Genomic DNA, 21,631 nt, shown 5'->3' on the forward strand with positions numbered 1-21,631 from the left:
AACAACTTACACTTTAATAGTATAAGAATTATTTTTGCGGTGATGCGGGTACGTTCGTTTAAAAATATCTACGAAGAAAAGGCCATTTTTGTTTCGATCTCTTACGGTTATATTTTATAGGCGGGTTCCCTCTGTTCAAAATTTATTTTATTAAAGTATAAAACAACGTCCAACGCATGAAATTCAAAATTGATACCAAAGAAAAAATAGTCGTTTTTTGTCCTGAAGTTACCGATCTGGATGCTAATTTGTCAGCCGACTTCCTCGCTACAATCACCTCTTTACCAGAACTAAAAGGGCGGAATCTCATACTAGACCTGACATTGGTAGAAAAATTTGATACCAGCGGCGTGGAAGCCATTTTAACAGTATACGGGCACCTGTATGACAATCAGCTTTCCTGTGCTATTACCGGCCTTAACAACACCTTAACAGCTGCGCTGAAAACAGCGGGTGACGACATGCTGAATATTGCCCCTACTATGGCAGAGGCAATAGACCTGGTGATGATGGAAGAACTGGAAAGAGAATTACTGGATGGAATGGAATAGATAACCGATTTTTACCGCATGCGTACGCCTGTGGGCGTAGTGCAGCGGATAAAAATTAACAGCTAACGGCTAAACGATAAAGAAATGTTTGCAGTAACGATTTTAGGCAACAACTCCGCTATTCCCACCCTGGACAGGCATCCCACCGCCCAGGTAGTTACCTGCAACGAGCAGTTGCTGCTGGTAGATTGCGGGGAAGGCACCCAGATACAGATTGCCAAATACAGGATTAAACGCAGCAAGCTGAGATATATCTTCATCAGTCATCTTCATGGGGATCATTATTTCGGGCTGATAGGCCTGTTGAATACGCTCAGTTTGATGGGGCGTACAGATCCTCTCAGCGTATATGCGCCACCGGAACTGGAGCAGATTATCCAATTACAGCTGGATTGCTCCGGTACCGTATTGAAATTTGAATTGTCTTTTGTTCCGCTGCAGCCTGGTTATAGCGGGCTGATTCTGGAGGATAAAGATTTACGGGTGTCTTGCTTTCCCACCCAGCACCGGATTTCCTGCTTCGGATTTTCCTTTGAACTGCAAAAAAGAAAGCGGAAACTGATTCCTGATCAGGCGAGGGCCTATGAAATACCTGCGGCTTACTTCGGTAAATTGCAGGATGGCGCTGATTATCAGCGGAAAGATGGTACACTTATTAAAAACGATTGGGTGACCCTCCCCCCTGCTCCGGGTAAACGATATGTATATTGTGCGGATACCCTCTATGATGAAAACCTGCTGCCATGGCTGAAAGACGCAGACGTGATGTATCACGAAACCACGTATCTGCACGATTTACAGGAACGGGCAGCCGAACGTTACCATAGCACCTCCGTGCAGGCAGCATCCCTGGCGGCATCAGCCGAAGTAAGGCAACTGCTGATCGGGCATTTTTCTTCCAAATACACAGAATTACAACCCTTCCTGGACGAAGCCAAACCAGTGTTTGAGCATACCGCGATTGCGGAAGAAGGGGTGACATATATTATTTAGCATAAAGCTAAAAGCACAAAGCATAAAGCTAAAAGCTAAAAGCATAAAGCTATTATAGCGAATGATCAGAGCGAGTATCCGCTTTAATCATTCGCTATAATAGCTTTATGCTTTGTGCTTTTAGCTTTTAGCTAGTATTGTTTCAGATATGCGCCTATTCTGCTGTAAAGCTGATCAGTCACCGGCATTACAGGGAGGCGGAAATAATTTTCGCAGAGGCCAGCGTGGTGCAGGAATGCTTTGATACCAGCCGGATTATTTTCTACGAACATCATATCAAATGCTTCTAACATTTTATTATTCAGCGTTCGGGCAGACGGATAATCGTTTACCAGCGCGGCATGTACCATGCTGGAGAAATCTGTGGCGAAGTAGTTGGCTGCTACGGAAATAACACCATCCATACCACAGGCCAGTTGGCCGAGTGCCAGGGCATCATCGCCGCTGATCACGAGAAAATCTTTCGGCTTGTCGCGGATAATCTGCATGCACTGCATCATATCACCGGAAGCTTCTTTCATGGCCACGATATTTTCCACCTCATGCGCCAGGCGCAGGGTAGTTTCTGCGGTCATATTACGACCGGAACGTCCGGGTACATTATACAGAATAATGGGTTTGGAAGATGCGGCCGCAATAGCTTTATAATGTTGGAAAATTCCTTCCTGGGTAGGCTTGCTGTAATACGGCGCTACACTGAGTATAGCGGCAGCCTGGTCAATAGGAGTTGTTTCCAGTTTTTTCACTACTTCCCGTGTATCGTAACCACCGATACCAATCACAACGGGCACCCGCTTCGACACCTTTTCGAAAGTGAATTTTATCAAATCCAGCTTTTCATCTGCAGAAAGAGTAGGTGTTTCACCAGTAGTGCCTAATGACACAACGTAGTTAACGCCGCCATCGATCACGTAGTTGATCAACTTTTCCAAAGCATTCCAATCTATGCTTTCATCTGCTTTAAAGGGTGTTACCAATGCCACCCCGGTGCCTTTTAGTTGTTCCATGACTGTGTTTACGGGAAAATAAAAATTTCGAACTTCAGAGGCCGAAATTCGAAATTTTTATTGTGATCTCTAAATATTTTTTATTTTTCTTCGTAAAAACCCATACGGGAGAACTTATCAATACGTTGTTCGATACGGGTATCGGGATCTATTTTCTTTAATTCAGCCAGTGTTTCCTTAATGCGCACTTTTAATAAATGTGCCATTTCATCAGGGTTTACGTGGGCACCGCCGAGTGGTTCACGTACGATGCCATCTACCAGGCCAAACTGGCTCATATAATCGGAAGTGAGTTTCAGTTCTTCTGCTGCTTTTTCCTTGAAATTCCAGCTACGCCACAGGATAGTGGAGCAGTTTTCAGGAGAGATAACGGTATACCAGCTATTTTCCAGCATAAATACGCGGTCGCCAATACCAATGCCTAATGCGCCACCTGAGGCACCTTCGCCAATAATGATGCAGATAACAGGTACTCTGAGTTTTACCATCTCAAAAAGATTACGGGCAATGGCTTCTGCCTGACCTCTTTCTTCTGCTTCCAGTCCGGGATAAGCGCCGGGCGTATCAATCAAAGTAACGATAGGCTTATTAAATCTTTCTGCCAGTTTCATGAGTCGGAGGGCTTTGCGGTAACCTTCCGGATTAGCCATACCGAAGTTTCTCAGCTGACGCATTTTGGTATTTACACCTTTCTGCTGGCCAATAAACATGACTGTTTCACCATCGAGATCGGCGAAACCGCCTACCATGGCTTTATCGTCTTTTACATTCCGGTCGCCATGCAGTTCCGTAAAGTTGGTAGACATCTTTTCGATGTATGCCAGCGTATAGGGCCTATCCGGATGACGGCTCAGCTGTACGCGCTGGAAGGCAGTGAGGTGATCGTAGATCTGCTGGCGGGTATCCGCAATTTTTTGTTCATACTCGCTCACGGTAGCAGATACGTCTACGCCAGATTTTTCACCATTTTCCTTCAGCTTCTCCAGCTGCTCATATAAGTCAGCGATAGGTTTCTCGAAATCCAGGAATTGCATAATTTGATTAAATTGGTTAAAGATCGGCTGTAAAGATAAGGCTGAAAATATTTTTTAAAAAAGATTTGCTTAATTGGGAACTTTGTTGCTATCTTTGCAATCCCAAAACGGAGGAACACAACGAATTGGGAGACAGAAAGATAAGAGATTCTTATTAATATGTCAGGAATGGATCGGTAGTTCAGTTGGTTAGAATGCCGCCCTGTCACGGCGGAGGTCGCGGGTTCGAGTCCCGTCCGGTCCGCAAAAATTCGAGAATAAGCCCGCTCAATGAGCGGGTTTTTTCTTTTAAGTCAGGCTAACATCTTTATCCACGGTTATCCATCATTATCCACTGCAAGAAACTTTTGGGCCGGTATTCCAATGGAACGGCACTTTTGCTAAAAAGGTCCTTTTAACGCTTATAATTATATTTTCACTATTTTAGGACGAAGTAATTGGCTAACAATGGAGGATAAAATGCTTTTGCTCGCAATAGCTGAGGGTGACGAAACTGCATTTGTCAGGCTATTTGAAAAACATCGCGCGAAAGTATATTTCGTCGCTCAAAAATTATTGAAATCAGACATTAACAGTAAAGATGTATTGCAGGAAGTGTTTACAGGCATTTGGCTCAACCGCGAATCGCTTCATGAAGTAGAAAACTTCAGCGCCTACCTGCATACCATGGTGCGGAATAATATTTATAGCAAGTTAAGAAGAAAGAAAGCAGAAGGAAAAGTTATCCGGGCTATTCATGAAAATAGCGTCGATACCGATAGTGGTACGGAAGAATCTATTAAGTTGCGCGACCTGCAGGCCAGTTTATCCATGGCCGCCAGACTACTCACCCCTCAACAAAAACATGTATACCATTTAAGCAGAACAGCAGGATTTAGTCATGATGAAATTGCCGCGCAACTAAAGATCTCCAAAGAAACCGTCAAGAAACATATCATGGCCGCCAACAAAATAGTGCAAACCTTTTTGCGTGACCAGAGTTTTCTACTCGTTATTTTCCTGTGCGTTTGCGACTATACCAACAATTTTGGCGAATTGCACATGCCACCGTCGGATACCCCCTCTCTTTCAAGTGATGTTAATATATTGGTTTCAAATACGTTAGACGACAACATCGTTTTCTGAAAAAAATATTTTTATTCATCTACCCCTTTGCATAAATGCCGTGCGTCTATTATAGTTAGTGGCACCTTATATCAGCGTTTATGCAGGATCGATTATTAACACTATTCCACAAGTATGTAAATGATAGCTGTACAGCAGAAGAGCTGGCAGAGCTATTTGAATTATTTTCCCTTACCGGCAATGAAACTGCCGTAAAGGAGCTGATTGCACAAACTATTGCCGACGTTTATCAAGATCCTGCACAAATAAACACCTTCCTGAGTGCTGCTGACGCGGAAAAGATATTACGTGATATTCTTCCCAATACCCCTGAAATAGCCACCACCCAGACCCCGACTTTATTTTCGGGATGGCGGCGCTGGGCAGCAGCAGCCGCTGTGGCGGCACTTGTTGGCGCATCAGGATACTACTACGCACAACGTTCTATACATCCACCTGCGCCTAAACTAGCCCAGGGAACACCATCTGAGCTGCATAGCCGAAGCGGCGGCAACAAAGCTACCCTAACGCTCAGCAACGGGCAAACCATTGCATTAGATAGTGCGCAAAACGGTTTGCTGGCTACGCAGGGAGCAGGACGTGTAGTAAAAACCCAATCCGGGGGAGTTATCTACAGTGGCGATGAAAAGCAAAACGAAAAAATACTGTATAACAGCATCGCCACACCCCGTGGCGGTCAATATTTTCTGCAACTATCAGATGGCAGTAAAGTATGGTTAAATGCGGCCTCCTCTATCCGCTTCCCCGTAACGTTTCCTGCCGGAGAACGCCGGGTATACGTTACCGGAGAGGCCTATTTTGAAGTGGCCCATCATCAGCCCGTCCCTTTTATTGTAGAAGCAGCTGATCCATCAGCAGCCAATGGTGGCTGTAAAGTGGAAGTATTGGGCACCAATTTCAATATTAATTCCTACGCTAACGAACCAACTGTAAGCACCACGCTATTCGAAGGAAAAGTAAGAGTACATACTTATAACACGCCACAGTCGAAGATCCTGCTACCTAACCAGCAGGTAAATATTACGCGCAAAGGCGAAATGACGCTTAGCCAACCAGCAGATGTGAATGCTGTCATTGCCTGGAAGAACGGGTATTCACAGTTCTCCGCAGTGCCATTATCGGCCGTAATGCGACAAATAGAAAGATGGTATGATGTACATGTTCAATTTGAAGACCAGGTACCAGACATCCGATTCACCGGTAAGTTAAAACGCAATGAAAATTTATCTGAATTCTTAAAAATACTCGACCTGAATAATATCAAATATGAAATAAATAATTCCACCATTACGATTAAAAAATAAAAATACTCCCCCTTGCGGGATCAATTGAAAAGGGATCACTGAAATACCAAAAGCGCTTTTGAATTAAGAGAGACCAAAGTCTATTGCTCATTACTCAACCGAAAAAAGTATGATTTTCTTAAACTATGTATTTGAGAGAATACAGTTATTTGCACGCCCTAACCTAACGCTACGCAAGATGAAAACAGTCTTTGTTTTTCTGTTGGCTGTCAGTTTGCAGCTGAGTGCCAAAGCCTACTCACAGAACGTTACGTTGAAAGGAGAGAAACTGAACATTCCACAAATTTTTGCGGCTATAGAACGCCAGACTGAATACGTTTTCTTTTATAAAGATGACGTACTGAAATCCACGACTCCTGTTACCGTAAGCCTGAACAATGTTTCTGTAGCCGATGCGCTGGCTACCTGCCTGAAAGGGCAACCACTCACCTACTCTATTGTAGGACACAACATCATTGTATTAAAGTCAGATGCTCCTGCTGCTGTTACTCAACAGTCGCCGCTGTTGATAAAAGGACTGGTAACAGATGAAAAAGGCACTCCTTTAACCGGAGTAACCATCCGGATCAAAGGCACACCACTTGGCGCCAGCACAGATGCCAATGGCCGCTTTCAATTATCTGTTCCTGCCAATAGTTCCAAAATTCTGGTGTTCAGCTATATTGGAATGGAAACGGTGGAATTGTCTGTCACGAAAGAAGAACCTGTGGTGGTGCACTTAAAATCAAAGGCCGCCATTCAGGAAATTATTGTTACTGCGTATGGTATCAAGCGTCAGCCGAAAGAACTGGGCTATGCTGCTACTACCATCAGTGGTAAAGAATTAAATCAGGCAGAAAACATCAATGCCACCTCCGGATTGATTGGTAAAGTATCTGGTTTGTCTATTCAAACACAGGACAACAACCTCGATCCATCTTATAAAATCAACTTACGTGGTAACCGGTCTATTACCGGAAACAACTCCGCTATTATTGTACTGGACGGAGCTATTGTACCACCGTACATTCTGAATAACATCAACCCGAACGACATTGAAAGCGTGAACGTGTTGAAAGGTAGCGCAGCAGCCTCTCTGTATGGCGCCAGTGGCAGCAACGGTGCGTTGGTGATTACCACTAAAAAAACGCCTGCGGGTAAAACAGAAGTCAACTTCAAAACCAGTGTGCAGTGGGAAAGTATTTCCAAGCTGCCAGACCTGCAATATACGTATGGTGGCTGGGGCGGAGAGTTCACCTATGTGGACCCTGTAACTGGCCAAACCGTGAATGTGCCTTATGAAAATCAGCAGTTCGGTCCTAAATACGATGGCAGCATGGTAGAAGTAGGTACGCCTAAACGGATATCATATCCCGATGGTAGCTATAAAGATACTGTCATCAAAACGACCTACTCTCCTAAAAAAGGCGCCCGTACCGACTTTTTCCAGACAGGCGTTACCAAACAGTATGATTTATCTATTGGTACTTCTTCACAGAATTCTTCTACTTATGTAGCCTACCAGCGTACAGATCGTTCAGATATTATGCCGGGCAATAAACTCGCGAAGAACTTCTTTAAACTGAATGGAAATACCAAATACAACATAATAACGGTAGATTATGCCCTGGGTTATACCAATACCAATAAAGACGAGGTATGGAACAGGAGCAGTGTATACAATCAAATCCTCAACTCACCAGCGCACGTTGACTTAAACTGGTTTAAAAGTGGCTTCTTCTCTTCTCCGGATAATTACTTCAATGCCTGGAATGATAATCCCTGGTGGAACATCGCCAACTTCAGAAGCAAAACCACGGATAATAAATTTGTAGGAAATGTGGGCGCCAGAGCTGCTATCACAGACGATCTCGAAGTTGGTTACCGCATAGGCTATACTTACAGCGCTGTTAACTACAAAAACACCGGTAATGGCTGGAAATATTCCGACTATGAGCAAACTAATCCCTATAATATTCCGGGGGGGACCCAGGCGTCTAACAGAAAGGTATTATTACCAACTGCCGGCGGCGGATCTACTTTTGAATCACATATAACCGGGGATCTGTTATTATCCTATAAAAAACAGTTGTCCCAAAAAATCAGTTCCAAACTCTTATTAGGCCACTCTATTGTACAGGATAAATATAATTATGAAAACTATAACGCCAACACACTCGCGTTTAATGATTTTTATAATGTATCCAGTTATATTGGACAACAGACCGCCAACGAAGGCAAGGCGGAGAGAAACCAACAGGCAGCATTTGCTGACGTATCCTTTGGGTTCAATAAATACCTGTTTGTACATGGCAGTTATCGTTTTGACTGGACCTCTGTTTTAACAGCATCTAACAGAAGATTTTCCTATGGATCAGCAGATGCAGCATTTGTCCTGTCTGATGCCTTCCCTACACTCTTCAATAATGACGTCGTAAATTTTGCAAAAGTAAGAGCCGCTTACAGTCAGACGGGCCAGGTGAACCTGAGCAGTAGTACATATGGCGCTTATCTGACGTCTTCATCATTCAATGTAGCCGCTGGTTATCCTTATAACAACAGCGTTGGTTACAGCAGAAATTCGCTGGCTCCCAACCCTAATCTGAGAGATGAACGTACCACTGAAATAGAAGCAGGTATTGAATTGAGCTTCCTGAGAAACCGGATTAGTTTTGGTGGAACGGTATTCAATCAACATACCAAAAACCAAACCATTCCTTCCCAGGTATCTCCTACCACCGGCTATAGTGCTATGTTAGTGAACGGTGGTGAAACTTCCAACTTTGGTGTGGAAACAGACTTCAAAGTAACACTCATTGATAACAAGGTTTCCGGATTCAGATGGGATGTGGGTGCTAACTTCACTTATATCAACAACAAAGTAGTTTCCCTGCCTAATGGCGGCGCAGATTTATCGATGACCAATGATGCGTATGCTGTAGTAGGTTATCCGTTCCCTGCATTAAAAGTGACTGATTTCAACAGAGATCCTGCTACCGGAAAAGTAATTGTTGACGGGAACGGTTATCCTACCCGTGCAGCAGCTTATAAATTTATGGGGGCTATCTTCCAGCCCTATCGTTTAGGCCTGACTACCTCCCTTGCTTACAAAAATTTTGGACTCACCATTGTGGCCGATTACAGAGGCGGTGGTGTACTGTTTAATCAGATTGGACAAACATTAGACTGGACAGGTTCTTCTGCACACTCTACCTATGGCGACCGTCAGCGTTTTGTGTTCCCGAATTCTGTTTATGACGATGGAAGCGGGCATTATGTGGATAACAAATCCAGACAAATCTCAAATGTGTATCAGTTCTGGCAGGCATACAGTTCTATGGGAACACCTTATGTAACCAGCAATGCTTTCTGGAAGCTCAGAGAAGTGGTATTGTCTTATACGTTGCCAGCGTCTCTCTTCAATGGATTTAAAACTATCAAAGGCGCCAGCGTATCGGTTACCGGCAGAAATCTGTTTATGTGGACACCGAAAGAAAATATCTGGACCGATCCTGAATTCAATATTGGTGGTGGTTACAACGCAGATGGTACCAATAACACAGGTCAAACGCCGCCTACCAGATTTATAGGTGGTAGCCTCAACGTTAGGTTTTAATTTTTTCAACCGGAAACTTTTACAAAATGAAAGTACTCACTAAATATTTGCTCGCTCTGGCGTTTACAGCAGGAATGTCGGCTTGCTCAAAATCATACTTTGATATCAATGACAATAATCCCAATAATCCCAACAACGTAGACGTTGACCTGGTGCTGTCGCCGCAATTGAATAACATTGCCTACCTCCAGCACATGGGATCAAATGATATGTCGTACTGGATGGGTTACTGGACCATTGGTGGTGGCGCCTTTGTGAACTCGTATGTGTTCAACTACACCTTTGACAACAAATGGTTTCAGGGGATGTGGACCGGCTACTATGGCTATCTTGGGAATTTGCAATATATAGATCAACATGCCAATGGTAATAACTTTTACAGAGGCATTGTGAAAACCATGAATGTAATTTGTTATCACAACCTGATTGATCTGTTTGGAAATATTCCGTATACCCAGGCATTACAGATAGATAAATACCCTACGCCGGTATATGATGATGCAGCTACTGTTTACAACGACTTATACCAACAGCTGGATAATGCCAGGGACCTGATTAAAAACTGGACTGGTAACCTTCCTAAAGGGGATATTATGTATAATGGTAACAAAGCTAACTGGATCAGATTTATTAATACCCTGCAGTTAAGGTTGATCCTGCGCGTGAGCCAGTTAGGTACCAAACCGCCTTACTATGCTACTGCCTTACAGAATTTGCTGACCAGTGCAGCGACAGATGGCTACATTTCAGGTGTACAAAACGAAGGCAATGTAAATCCGGGATTCTTTAATCAAAGCGGAAAAGGCAATCCTTTTGTAGAAAGATTCTGGAACATCAGTCAAAATCAGCAGACATCCAATTACAATGGTTTCCGCGCCAATGCAGCAGCTGTTAATTTCTATTGGGATGGCTTCAATGGTTATGGCGACTGGCGCCTGTACCGGATGTATGCTCCTTACGACAACGATCCTAACCATTTTAAAGGCGGTTATTTTGGCGTACCTACTGCTAATAATGATACCTTATCCGGTTTTTCCTGGGGAGATAAAGTAAATGGCAGCTTCTCTGGTGCCAATGGTTTTGGTATTATCAAGAATGTTAATCAGCCTATACCTATGATTACCACTTTTGAAAGCTACTTCCTGCAAGCCGAAGCAGCTTATAGAAATATTATTCCGGGAGATTATAAAGCGCTGTACAAAACGGCGGTACGTGCTAACTTCACGTACCTGTACAAAGGCTCGTTGCCTGATCCATCTGGTGGTCAGTTCTACCAGCCTACTGATGCTATTGCAGATGCGGATGGTTATATGACGCAAACAACCGGTAAAGTGAACAACTTCAATATAGACCTGACTACCGATCCGCTACAAACGATTTTATCGCAAAAGTGGATTGCCATGAATGGTGTGAATCCTTTTGAACCTTATGCAGATTTCCGTCGTACCGGATGGCCTACTTACATCTATGGTTCTAAATATCCCGGCGCACCAGCTTTACCGAAAAGAGTATTCTATCCAAGCATAGAATATGCCACCAATCCGGATAACGTAAAAGCACAGGGAGAAGATGTTCTCACTAAAAAAATATTCTGGGGTAGATAATTCCAATCGTATTTACAAAATATTGAAAGATGAAAAAACACTTTAACCTGATATATATAAGTCTGCTGGCACTGGCTACACAGTCCTGCCTGAAAGACAAAGTAGGCGTATCTCTTGCAGATATTCCGGGTACCAACATTGTAGAACTGGCGCCATTGGATGATGGTGCTACCACGTCGCTGGATAGCCGCATAAAAACAATTAACCGGTTGCCATCTACCTTAAAAGCAGTAGATACCATTACCATTCCCGTTTACCTGGCCAGTACCACTGGCGTATCTAACAAGGATATAACGGTAACGCTTGCACGGGATACTGCTGCCATTACCAAATATAACCTGGCAAAAGGCACCAGGTGGGCTTTCTTTCCCGACAGTACTATCGTGAATGAAAATTTAAAAGTGACGATACCTGCCGGTAAAAATGTTGGTTACTTTAATTTGCTGGTGAATACCTCCCGTGTAAAATCGGACGATAAGTTCATGGTAGCTTACAACATTTCGGAAGTACCCAAGCCTTTATCAATCAGTGCTGACCGCTTTTATGTGTATTACAAACTGGTGGTTAGAAACAAATACGATGGTTTTTACAACTATCGGCCGGGTGGTATGACAGACTATCAGGTATCAACGAATGTTGCCATCAGCAACACGACTGTAGACCTGGTAACCATAGATGACTCTACCTGTATTATGAGAGATGCCTACGCATATGCCAATGGTAACACTGATCCATATGGCAATCCATTAAATGCAAAGTTATTCTGGAATGCGGCCAACAATAGCTGGACCTGGTATGGATATTTCTGCCCGGTATTACATTTTGATCCAAATGGCAGTGGAAAAATTATCCGCGTTACCAATTACTTCGGGCAACCAGATCCGGTAAGAGGCCGTTATGCAAAAATAAGTCCTGCTGCCAATGAAGCTGCTGCTTCTCAATGGGACCCGGCTACCCGGAATGTAAAAGTATACTACCTGATGTACGATGGTACTTTTACAGGCGGATGGCAGGGATGCAAAGTATGGTTCTTTGATAACCTCACTTTTGTACGCGACAGACCTTAAACTATCTCTTCACCTGGAACACGTTTTTATGCAACCTAAATATATTATTGCAGCGGCGTTGGCAATTTGTACCAGCTGCTCTAAAGCACCTCAACAAGCCGAGCTGTCTTACGAGAACAACCTCCCTACTATTAAGCCATCGGATAATGTATGGTTTAATAAAAAAATAGATTTTGCCAAAAGCAAAAACATCACGGTATTTGTTGACAACAGGCTTTCCGGTGCTGACGGAAATGTTGTTGGTAAAGCCTTTAAGGATGCACTTCCAATCGCTCAAAAATATCTCAGCTCCATATCTTCCAATATCAATATTGTCAGCATTACCTGGGGAGATGTTACGCCGGCGCCGGGTACCTCTTATTCTGTGGTGATCAGGGCAGATAACAGCGGTGTTAACAGCGCGCCTGCATGGTCACATATTCCAGATGGTACCGGCAACGTGGGAGATTTAATGTCTTTCAACCTTGACTTAAATCAAACCAGTTTGAAATGGGCTCATGTGTATTATACCCGGTTACTGGTTCATGAATTCCTGCACATTCTGGGTTATGCGCATACTGGTGCAGTATCTGGCGGCGACTACGATACCAATATATCGGAAATGCCAATCCCCAATAAACACAATACTGCACAGGACCCTTTGCTGGCATTAATGTCTAGCTACAACGCTGAATATTCCTTAACAGGATACGACGGTGCGCCTGCTGATTTTGATGCAGGCACGAATCCGTTCTATATTTTCACCAAAGGCGATCTGGCCCAGTTAAACTGGTATTATACGCTGAAGGCGCCATATGATGTTTATTAGTTAGCATTTGCGGTTTAAAAATGAGAAGAAGGGGTTGTATCATACATGATGCAACCCCTTTCTTTTGTTGAAGTGGCAACACAAAACCGGCACACAGTACCTGGCGGATGAGGTAGTCAACATCCTTGTTAAAGCAACATATAATGACGTTGATTGCTCTATATATGTATATAATGATTTATAATTATAGTTAATACGAATTTATTTATTAAATAATAATATTTGTTACTAATTTATGCAGCAGAATTTATGGCCATTGCCTTTGGGAAACCTGGCTTTTTTCTAGCCATATAAATTGTATTCCACGGTATGATTTATATAAAAGAAGAAATATGAATATACTAGATGCTGAATTGGTAGCGCGATTAAAAAACCACGAAGTAAGCGCCTTCGACGCCTTGTACTGGAAATATCATCATGCGGTGTACCGCAATATTTTCAAGTTTGTGAAAGATGAGGTAGTAACAGAAGATATCCTGCAGGATGTATTTGCGCGCCTGTGGGAAAAGCGACAGGATATACAATCCGACCAATCCGTCAGCGGATGGCTGTTTGTGATCAGCTTTAACATGTGTGTATCTTTTGTAAGAAAGAAGTTGCGTGAACAGGCTTTTCACAAAAACATTTTCCAGACCAATGCCGATGATCCCGTAGCCATTGAGCGAAAGAACATCGACGAAGAACAGTATCATTTGCTGGAACAGGCCATTTCAAAATTATCTCCCAAAAAAAGAACAATTGTGACCCGCTGTAAACTGGAAGGTAAGACGTATGAAGAAGTAGCTCATGAGCTCAATATCTCCCGGAATACAGTAAAAGAACATCTATCGGCCGCCATGATCAAATTGAATGATTATATGCAACGCAACGGGGACCATAAATATATTGTGTTGTTACTCTTATTTTTAAACTATCATGATTCCTAATCAGGCCAATGGATTTTATATTATGTTTTAATTAATATTTCCATTTTTAAAAAAAAGTCTGAAAAAGACCCACCCTTTTTTATCAACTGCGCGTATTTAGATTAAACCATCACGCTAGTGCCCAACAGAAAGGAATATCTCAAACAACTGTTAAAGAAAGATATGTGGACTGCCGCAGAGCAGGAGTGGATGGAGGATTACCTGGAGGCCAACGATCTTTCAGAGCTGGAAATGGCAGCCAGCGAGTATTTTGAAGCCGACTTGCAAACGGTAAAGCAGATATTAGATAAACGCCTGTCTGAACGGATGCTGAAAGATATCCATCAGCGTATAGGCATTAACGATAGTTCTTTCAAAGGTATATTCCGTTTATATAAACAAAAAATTGCCGCAGCAGCCGTGGTATTGCTGCTAGGCGGCGGCGCCTGGTATATGCTAAGGCAGGACCGGGTGAAACAAAAGGTATTTGCCACCACCACAGAACGACAAACAGTGAAACTGCCGGACGGCTCCGTCGTTTACCTTGAAAAAGCCTCCAGCATCAGCTTTCCGGAGGACTTTGACGGCAAGAAACGCGAAGTAGTTTTAAAGGGAGAAGCTTTTTTTGAAATCAATCATGACGCGAAACATCCTTTTATTGTTTCTTCTTCGCTGATAAATACGACCATATTAGGCACCTCCTTTAATATGGAAGTACACGAAGGAAATATAGCCAGAGTAGTGGTAGTATCCGGAATGGTGCAGGTAAACACACACGGCAACCAGGCCCGAAAAAACGGTCAGCTGGTGCTAACAGCCAATAAAGGCGCGGTGTACAGCCCGGTATCGCAGGACCTGCGACTACAGGACGCCACCGAAGACGCCAGGTTTTTCACACAGAAAATGAGTGGCAAATTTATTTACAAAGGAGATCCTTTATCGAAAGTAGCCACCGACCTGCAAAGATATTATAACGTACCCGTAGTAACAGATCAGCAATCTGCGCAGTGCAGATTTTACGGCTCTTTTAATACAACAGATGATTTAGATAAAGCGCTTGCGCTCATTGCATTTTCATTAGATACCAAAGTCAGGAAAGACAGTGCCGGCAACGGATACATTATCGTTGGCGGTAACTGTAAATAGAAAAAATGCCCGCAATAACGTTAACCAAACTATATTCAAGATGAACTGCTATCAACAAAATTAAACCCGATTCTAAGAAAAGAAAATATTTAAGTCTGGTATACTATCCTGGTGGCCTTTAGCCTGAATGCTCTTCATGCTGGTTAACTGATTGATCAAATGTAATACATTGGATCAGATGGCTGCCTGTTGCCCATACTTACCATAGCTATAGACCGTAACAAAATTTTCAACCAAAAACTGCATCGCACATGATACCAATTACTTCCTTATTGTCCGGCTAACAACAGCCATCATATGATTGATTAAAAAACACTCCTGCTCATGCAGCAGGCCGTCTATTGCCCGGTTTCAGCCAGAAACCGGAACGGAGATCCTATGGCCGAACGAAACCAATAAAACATACTTATGTTCCGCAAAAAAAAATCATTTATTTATTGCTTACTACTGCTGCTTGCAGCAACAAAATCCTATGCCATAAATGGTTTACAGGATGCGCTTGACAAAAAAATTACCATTGAATTAAAGAATGTTATTCTTAAAGACGCACTGGAAAAAATAGGGAATCTTGCTGAAGTATCCTTTGTATTTGTAAGCAACGAAGCACTGGACGTTAACAAAGTAAGTGTGAATGCACACAACGAAAAGGTAGGCGATCTGCTCGACAAACTGCTTACGCCCTATTCTCTTTCCTATAGCGTCATGTACGACCGCGTAGTCATCAAACATGATAACAGCAAAAAGCAGGCTTCCTTATCAGTAACAGGTACACTGATGCGTATATCCCTTCCCGTTACAGACGTAAAGGGCGTGGTCACCAATGAAAAGAAAGAGCTGCTGCCAGGTGTAAGCATCATGGTCAAAGGCACTTCCCGTGGAGTAACCACGAATGAAAAAGGTGTATTTGAACTAAAAAAAGTAGCCAACGACGCCATCCTGGTATTTAATTATACTGGTTACAAAACAGAAGAAATCAGCGTTGCCTCCTTCAGAAGCGGTGCTCTTACTGTTGTACTGAAAGAAAAACCCACCCGCCTGCAGGAAGTGGTAGTCACCGGTTTCCAGAGCATCGACAAAACAAAATTCTCCGGCGCCGCCACCCGGTTGAAAGGCGAAGATGCGAAAATAGACGGGCTCACCGATGTAAGCCGCATGCTGGAGGGACGGGTTGCCGGCGTAGCCATTCAAAACGTTTCCGGCACCTTTGGCACAGCCCCTAAAGTACGTATCCGCGGAGCAACTTCTATCAATGGCGATAACAAGCCATTATGGGTAGTAGACGGCGTGGTACTGGAAGATGTGGTCAATATCTCCAACGATCAGCTCTCCAGCGGCGACCCCACCACCCTGTTGGGTTCTGCAGTAGCCGGCCTTAACTCCAACGACATCGAAAGCTTTGACATCTTAAAAGACGCAGCAGCAGCGGCTTTATACGGCGCCCGCGCTATGAATGGTGTCGTAGTCATCACTACCAAAAAAGGTCGTGCAGGCAAGCCCGTTATTAACTACAGCGGCAACTTCAGCACACAGCTGAAACCCAACTACAACAACTTCAACATCATGAACTCCGGACAGCAGATGTCTGTATTGGCTGAGCTGGAAAGAAAAGGTATCCTCAACTCGGATATACTCTCCCAGGGCGACATCGGCGTATTTGGTAAATTATACGAGAAGCTTGACGCGGATAACAACGGAAACTTCCCCGTGGAAAACGATCCTGAACACCGCAAAGCATTTTTATTACGCTACGCCAAAGCCAACACCGACTGGTTTGGCCTCCTCTTCCGGAATAACTTCGTACAGGAACACTCACTCAGCATTTCATCAGGAACCGATAAAGCACAATCCTATTTCTCCACCAGTTTCTTTAGTGACAACGGATGGACGCTGGCTGATAAAGTTACCCGCTATACACTCAACTACCGGAACAGTTATAAACTTTCCGACAGACTCTCCGCCGGATTTTCCACACTCGCCTCTGTTCGCCGTCAGAAAGCGCCCGGCGCACTGACCCGCAGCAGTAACCCCGTAGAAGGGCAATACGATCGGGATTTTGATATCAACCCTTTCAGCTACTCCCTCAATACCAGTCGCACACTGACCGCCTATGATCAAAACGGGAAACTGGAGTACTTCAGAAGAAATTATGCACCGTTCAATATCATCAACGAACTGGAAAATAATTACCTCGACCTTAATCTGATGGACCTGCGCCTGCAGGGAGACCTGTCCTGGAAACTGACAAAAAATATCCGGTATGAATTTACCGGCGCTATCCGGTATGTGAAATCTTCCAGGGAACACCAGATCACGGAAAATGCCAATATGGCCAACGCCTACCGTGCAGCCGGCAACTCCACTATCGCCGAAAGAAACAAATTTTTATACCGCGATCCGGATAACCCGGACGCGGTGCCGGTAATAGTATTACCCGCCGGCGGTTTCTATAACCGCACCGAAGATCAGCTATTGAACTACGACTTTCGCAATGGCATCAACTACTCCGATACCTTCGCGCAAAAACATAATCTCAATATACTGGTTGGACAACAGGTAAAATATGCTGACCGCCAGAACGCTTCCAACACCGGTTATGGCTATCAATACGACAACGGCGGCGCCACCTTTACCGATTACCGCATCCTCAAACAAACCATTGAAAGTAATTTCCCCTACTTCGGCATGGGCAGGGACTACGACCGTTTCGCCGCGTTTTATGCCACCGGTACCTACGCCTATAATAACAAATACAACTTCACGGCTACCGGTCGTTACGATGGTTCCAACCGCCTCGGACAATCGCGTAAAGCCCGCTGGCTCCCTACCTGGAGCGTGGCTGGTTCCTGGAATATAGACAGGGAAGCTTTTGCTGCCCGCATCCGTCAGCTGGACTATCTTACCCTTCGCGCCAGTTACGGCTTAACCGCCAGTATGGGCCCTGCTACCAACTCCAACATCGTATATCAAACCGTTAATACCAACCGCCCACATCTGTCAGAAGTGGAATCAGTGATCCGGTTGTCGCATTTACAAAATGATGATCTCACCTGGGAGAAATTATTCACCACCAACATCGGCATCGACGGCGGATTTTTTAACAACCGCCTCAACTTCAGCATCGACGCATACACACGTAAAAGCTTCGATCTGATCAGCCGCATCAAAACTTCCGGCATCGGTGGCGAAATGTTTAAAGCCGCCAACTACGCAGACATGGATTCCAGAGGACTCGAAGTAATGGTAGGTGGAGATGTAATCCGGACTAAAGACTGGAACTGGAAATCCAGCGCCACTTTTGGTTACAGCACCAACAAAATCACCAACGCAAAAAATATCCCGGGCATCTTCGACCTCGTAGTAGCAGAAGGCGGTAATACGGAAGGATACCCGGTGCACAGTCTTTTCTCTCTCCAGTATACCGGTCTTGATCCTAAATCTGGGGCGCCCTCTTTTATTAACCAGAATGGCGCCAAGAGTGCGGATGTAGACCTGCAATCATTAAACACCAGCCATCTGGTATATCAGGGGCCTGTAGATCCACCAATCACCGGCGGGTTTTCCAATACTTTCCGCTATAAAGCTTTATCACTGAATATATTTTTTACTTACCAGTTTGGCAATAAGATCCGCTTGTATCCTGCCTTCAAAACCAGTTATTCTGACCTCGACGCCATGCCCAAAGAATTTTACGACCGCTGGGTAATGCCGGGAGATGAAAACACAACACATGTACCATCCATACTGGATGCTTTTGAACAAATATTGCTCAATGGTGCCCATCCTTACAACAACTACAACTACTCTACAGAGAGAGTAGCCAAAGGCGATTTTATCCGTCTGAAAACAGTATCGCTGACGTATCAGCTGCCCCGGGAACTCACCAGGCGTGCCGGCTTGAGCAACATAGCAGTAAGCGCTGCCGCCATTAATCCATGGCTGCTTTATGCAGATAAAAGACTACAGGGCCAGGACCCTGAGTTCTTCAACGCCGGTGGTGTAGCCCAGCCTATTCAGAAGCAATTCACATTTTCATTAAAAGTTGGTATTTAAAAAAGGATATATGTCAACCTGCTATATAACGTTAACAACTAAACGAAAAATAAAGCCTGCCCTTATCGGCGTATTTGCACTGACGACCCTGATGGCCGGCGGATGCAAAAAATACCTGGAACAGGTGCCCGACAGTACATGGACGGATCTCAGTACACCCGCCAAAGTGAGCAAGCTACTGGGCTCCGCGTACCCACAGGCCAGTTATATTACTATGTGCGAGGCGATGTCCGACAATGTAGGCGATAAAGGCGTAGGCATCTACTACCGCCCTAATCAGGACGCGTATGTATTTAATGATATCCAGTGGATCGAGGACGACTCTCCTGAAGCCTATTGGAAAGCCTGCTACACGGCTATAGCCGCCGCAAACCAGGCGTTGGCAGCATGCGAAAAAGCAACAGACCCAGCGGCTTACACACGTCAGCGTGGCGAAGCTTTGTTGGCAAGAGCTTACGCGCATTTTATGCTGGTCAATATTTTTGCCAAAAGCTATGATGCTGCCACCGCCGCCAATGATCCCGGTATCCCCTATGTAACCGTACCTGAAACGGTGGTCATCAAACAGTATGAACGCAAAACGGTAGCCTATGTATATGACATGGTGGAAAAAGACCTCCTATCCGGCCTGTCGCTGATCAATGATGATGCGTATAGTGTTCCCCGTTATCATTTTAATCAGAGCGCCTCCTACGCATTTGCTACCCGTTTTTATCTTTTTAAGAAAGATTATCCTAAAGCCATCGCCTATGCTGATCATACCTTTTCCAATAACGACGTAGCCAACAACATGCGTCAGTGGAACACCACCTATGGCAGCATGTCGCCCGCACAGATTTTTGACCTCTATGCCAATGCCAACGAAAAGGCCAACCTGCTGATTGCAGAAGCCCCATCCCTCTGGGGCCGCAATGCCGGCCGGATGCGGTATGACCTGGACTATGTACACGAAGCACAGATACTGGGTCGAAATGTAACCGGCGGCGTTTGGTCCTACCCGTTATACTACTACGGCTCGCAGGATTACTTTGTTCCGAAACTATCGGAATACTTCGTGAAAAACTCCGTGAACGCCACCATCGGACAGCCCTATGTGATGATCCCCTTATTCACCACGGAAGAAGTGTTGTTTAACCGCGCGGAAGCCAACGCCTGGCTTAACAATACCAGCGCCGTATTAGCAGACCTCAACCTGTTTGCCAGCAAACGTATCCGGAATTACAATGCCGCGCAACATACCATCACGCTATCTGCCATACAGCAATTCTACGGCATCACTGATGCCAGAACCGCCTGCATCCGTACCATCCTGGATTTTAAGCGGGCAGAATATGTACAGGAAGGGCAACGCTGGTTTGACCTGCAACGATATAAAATACCGGTGGTACATATTACCAGGGAAGGACGACGCCTGGAGCTGAAAGGCGACGATAACCGCCGCGTATTCCAGATCCCGGCAGCGGCCACCACTTCCGGAATAGCCTTAAACCCGAGATAATAACATAGCGATACAACCAACATTAATACATCAACAAAATGAAAGCATTATTACTCATCCTCCCCCTATGCTTGCTGTTAGCCTGCAGCAAGAAAGATGACCCGGGCAACGTGGAAAATATTCCCGGCCTTGGTGGCGATACCTGGGTGAACTCACCATTGGACAAATGGTTGCACGATACCCTAACGGTGCCATTCAATATTGCAGTAAAATATAAATGGGACCAGTTCGAATTTGAACTGAACAAAACACTGGTACCGCCCAAAGAAGAAAAGATAATACCCGTAATGTCGGCCATCCAAAAAGTCTGGATGAATACTTATATCGCCGAAGCCGGGGCTATTTTCTTCAAAAAATATTGTCCCAAGTATTTCATACTGTCTGGCAGCGCCAGCTGGAACGAAAACGGCACCATTACCCTCGGAACAGCAGAAGGCGGCCGAAAAGTAGTGCTGTACCTCGTCAATGATTTTCTGACAAAGGGAATGGAAGGGTATCAGCCTTCGGACTCTGGCAACGTAAAACAAATGTTCCATGTCATAGAACATGAGTTTGGCCATATCCTGCATCAGACCGTGATGTATCCTGTTGCTTTTAAGCGTATCTGCGCAGGATTCTATACTGGCAACTGGAATAATATTTCCGATGAAGAGGCCCACCGCGATGGTTTTGTAACCCCTTACTCCATGGCCAGTTTTGACGAAGATTTTGTAGAGATGGTATCCACTATGCTGGTAGAAGGAAAAGCCGGTTTTGATGCCATCGTCAACAGCATCCCGGAAGGCACCAGCATCAATGGCGTATCCAAAGCAGTGGCACAGTCGCGGTTGCGGCAAAAGGAAGCCCTCGTGGTCAGTTACTTTTCCATTGTGTGGCATATCGACTTCTATCGTCTCCAAACACGTACGCGAAGAGAAATCAATCAGCTACTCTATTAATAGCAA

15 protein-coding genes and 1 tRNA gene are annotated in these 21,631 nt (G+C 44.5%); 14 read left to right on the forward strand and 2 right to left on the reverse strand.

Features of this window, described 5'->3' with window-relative positions:
- The first annotated feature begins 176 nt into the window (after positions 1-176).
- Together AC1DFM_RS00970 and AC1DFM_RS00975 are read left to right on the forward strand one after the other, a co-directional pair.
- Positions 177-551 carry an STAS domain-containing protein gene (locus tag AC1DFM_RS00970; protein WP_477074855.1) on the forward strand — a complete coding sequence of 125 codons (375 nt, stop codon included), beginning with the start codon at positions 177-179 and terminating at the stop codon, positions 549-551.
- Positions 552-635: 84 nt separating this feature from the next.
- Entirely contained in the window at positions 636-1,544 is a 909-nt protein-coding gene (locus AC1DFM_RS00975; protein ID WP_477074856.1) for a ribonuclease Z, read from the forward strand.
- 131 nt (positions 1,545-1,675) lie between these two features.
- Here AC1DFM_RS00975 and dapA read toward each other — a convergent pair whose 3' ends face one another.
- Positions 1,676-2,551, reverse strand: coding sequence for a 4-hydroxy-tetrahydrodipicolinate synthase (gene dapA / locus AC1DFM_RS00980; protein WP_477074857.1), 876 nt, complete (start codon positions 2,549-2,551; stop codon positions 1,676-1,678).
- An 80-nt stretch (positions 2,552-2,631) separates the two neighbouring features.
- Positions 2,632-3,585 carry an acetyl-CoA carboxylase carboxyltransferase subunit alpha gene (locus tag AC1DFM_RS00985; RefSeq protein ID WP_477074858.1) on the reverse strand — a complete coding sequence of 318 codons (954 nt, stop codon included), beginning with the start codon at positions 3,583-3,585 and terminating at the stop codon, positions 2,632-2,634.
- A gap of 170 nt (positions 3,586-3,755) precedes the next feature.
- Here AC1DFM_RS00985 and AC1DFM_RS00990 point away from each other — a divergent pair.
- The 12 genes from AC1DFM_RS00990 (at position 3,756) to AC1DFM_RS01045 (ending at position 21,625) form a co-directional block, all read left to right on the forward strand.
- Positions 3,756-3,829: transfer RNA gene (locus AC1DFM_RS00990), tRNA-Asp, on the forward strand.
- A gap of 215 nt (positions 3,830-4,044) precedes the next feature.
- A complete protein-coding gene (locus tag AC1DFM_RS00995) occupies positions 4,045-4,710 on the forward strand; it encodes an RNA polymerase sigma factor (protein ID WP_477075334.1) in 666 nt (221 codons plus the stop codon).
- 80 nt (positions 4,711-4,790) lie between these two features.
- Positions 4,791-6,014, forward strand: a complete 1,224-nt coding sequence (locus tag AC1DFM_RS01000; protein WP_477074859.1) for a FecR family protein — start codon at positions 4,791-4,793, stop codon at positions 6,012-6,014.
- Positions 6,015-6,192: 178 nt separating this feature from the next.
- Complete coding sequence (locus AC1DFM_RS01005; protein ID WP_477074860.1) at positions 6,193-9,609, forward strand: SusC/RagA family TonB-linked outer membrane protein; 3,417 nt, start codon at positions 6,193-6,195, stop codon at positions 9,607-9,609.
- Positions 9,610-9,635: 26 nt separating this feature from the next.
- Positions 9,636-11,213 carry a SusD/RagB family nutrient-binding outer membrane lipoprotein gene (locus tag AC1DFM_RS01010; RefSeq protein ID WP_477074861.1) on the forward strand — a complete coding sequence of 526 codons (1,578 nt, stop codon included), beginning with the start codon at positions 9,636-9,638 and terminating at the stop codon, positions 11,211-11,213.
- A gap of 29 nt (positions 11,214-11,242) precedes the next feature.
- The gene (locus tag AC1DFM_RS01015; protein WP_477074862.1) at positions 11,243-12,280 is read left to right on the forward strand and encodes a DUF1735 domain-containing protein; all 1,038 of its coding nucleotides are present in this window, start codon (positions 11,243-11,245) and stop codon (positions 12,278-12,280) included.
- Between the two features lie 28 nt (positions 12,281-12,308).
- Positions 12,309-13,088: a hypothetical protein gene (locus tag AC1DFM_RS01020; protein ID WP_477074863.1), complete on the forward strand. Its 780-nt coding sequence runs from the start codon at positions 12,309-12,311 to the stop codon at positions 13,086-13,088.
- A gap of 332 nt (positions 13,089-13,420) precedes the next feature.
- Complete coding sequence (locus AC1DFM_RS01025; RefSeq protein ID WP_477074864.1) at positions 13,421-14,014, forward strand: RNA polymerase sigma factor; 594 nt, start codon at positions 13,421-13,423, stop codon at positions 14,012-14,014.
- A gap of 117 nt (positions 14,015-14,131) precedes the next feature.
- Positions 14,132-15,139: a FecR family protein gene (locus AC1DFM_RS01030; RefSeq protein ID WP_477074865.1), complete on the forward strand. Its 1,008-nt coding sequence runs from the start codon at positions 14,132-14,134 to the stop codon at positions 15,137-15,139.
- Positions 15,140-15,547: 408 nt separating this feature from the next.
- Positions 15,548-19,189, forward strand: coding sequence for a SusC/RagA family TonB-linked outer membrane protein (locus AC1DFM_RS01035; RefSeq protein WP_477074866.1), 3,642 nt, complete (start codon positions 15,548-15,550; stop codon positions 19,187-19,189).
- Between the two features lie 10 nt (positions 19,190-19,199).
- Positions 19,200-20,687 (forward strand): RagB/SusD family nutrient uptake outer membrane protein, encoded by a 1,488-nt coding sequence (locus tag AC1DFM_RS01040; RefSeq protein WP_477074867.1) that lies wholly within the window; start codon positions 19,200-19,202, stop codon positions 20,685-20,687.
- 38 nt (positions 20,688-20,725) lie between these two features.
- Positions 20,726-21,625, forward strand: coding sequence for a zinc-binding metallopeptidase (locus tag AC1DFM_RS01045; protein WP_477074868.1), 900 nt, complete (start codon positions 20,726-20,728; stop codon positions 21,623-21,625).
- The last annotated feature ends 6 nt before the right edge of the window (positions 21,626-21,631 follow it).

The sequence above is a fragment of the Chitinophaga sp. 05T412 genome (genome assembly GCF_056396465.1).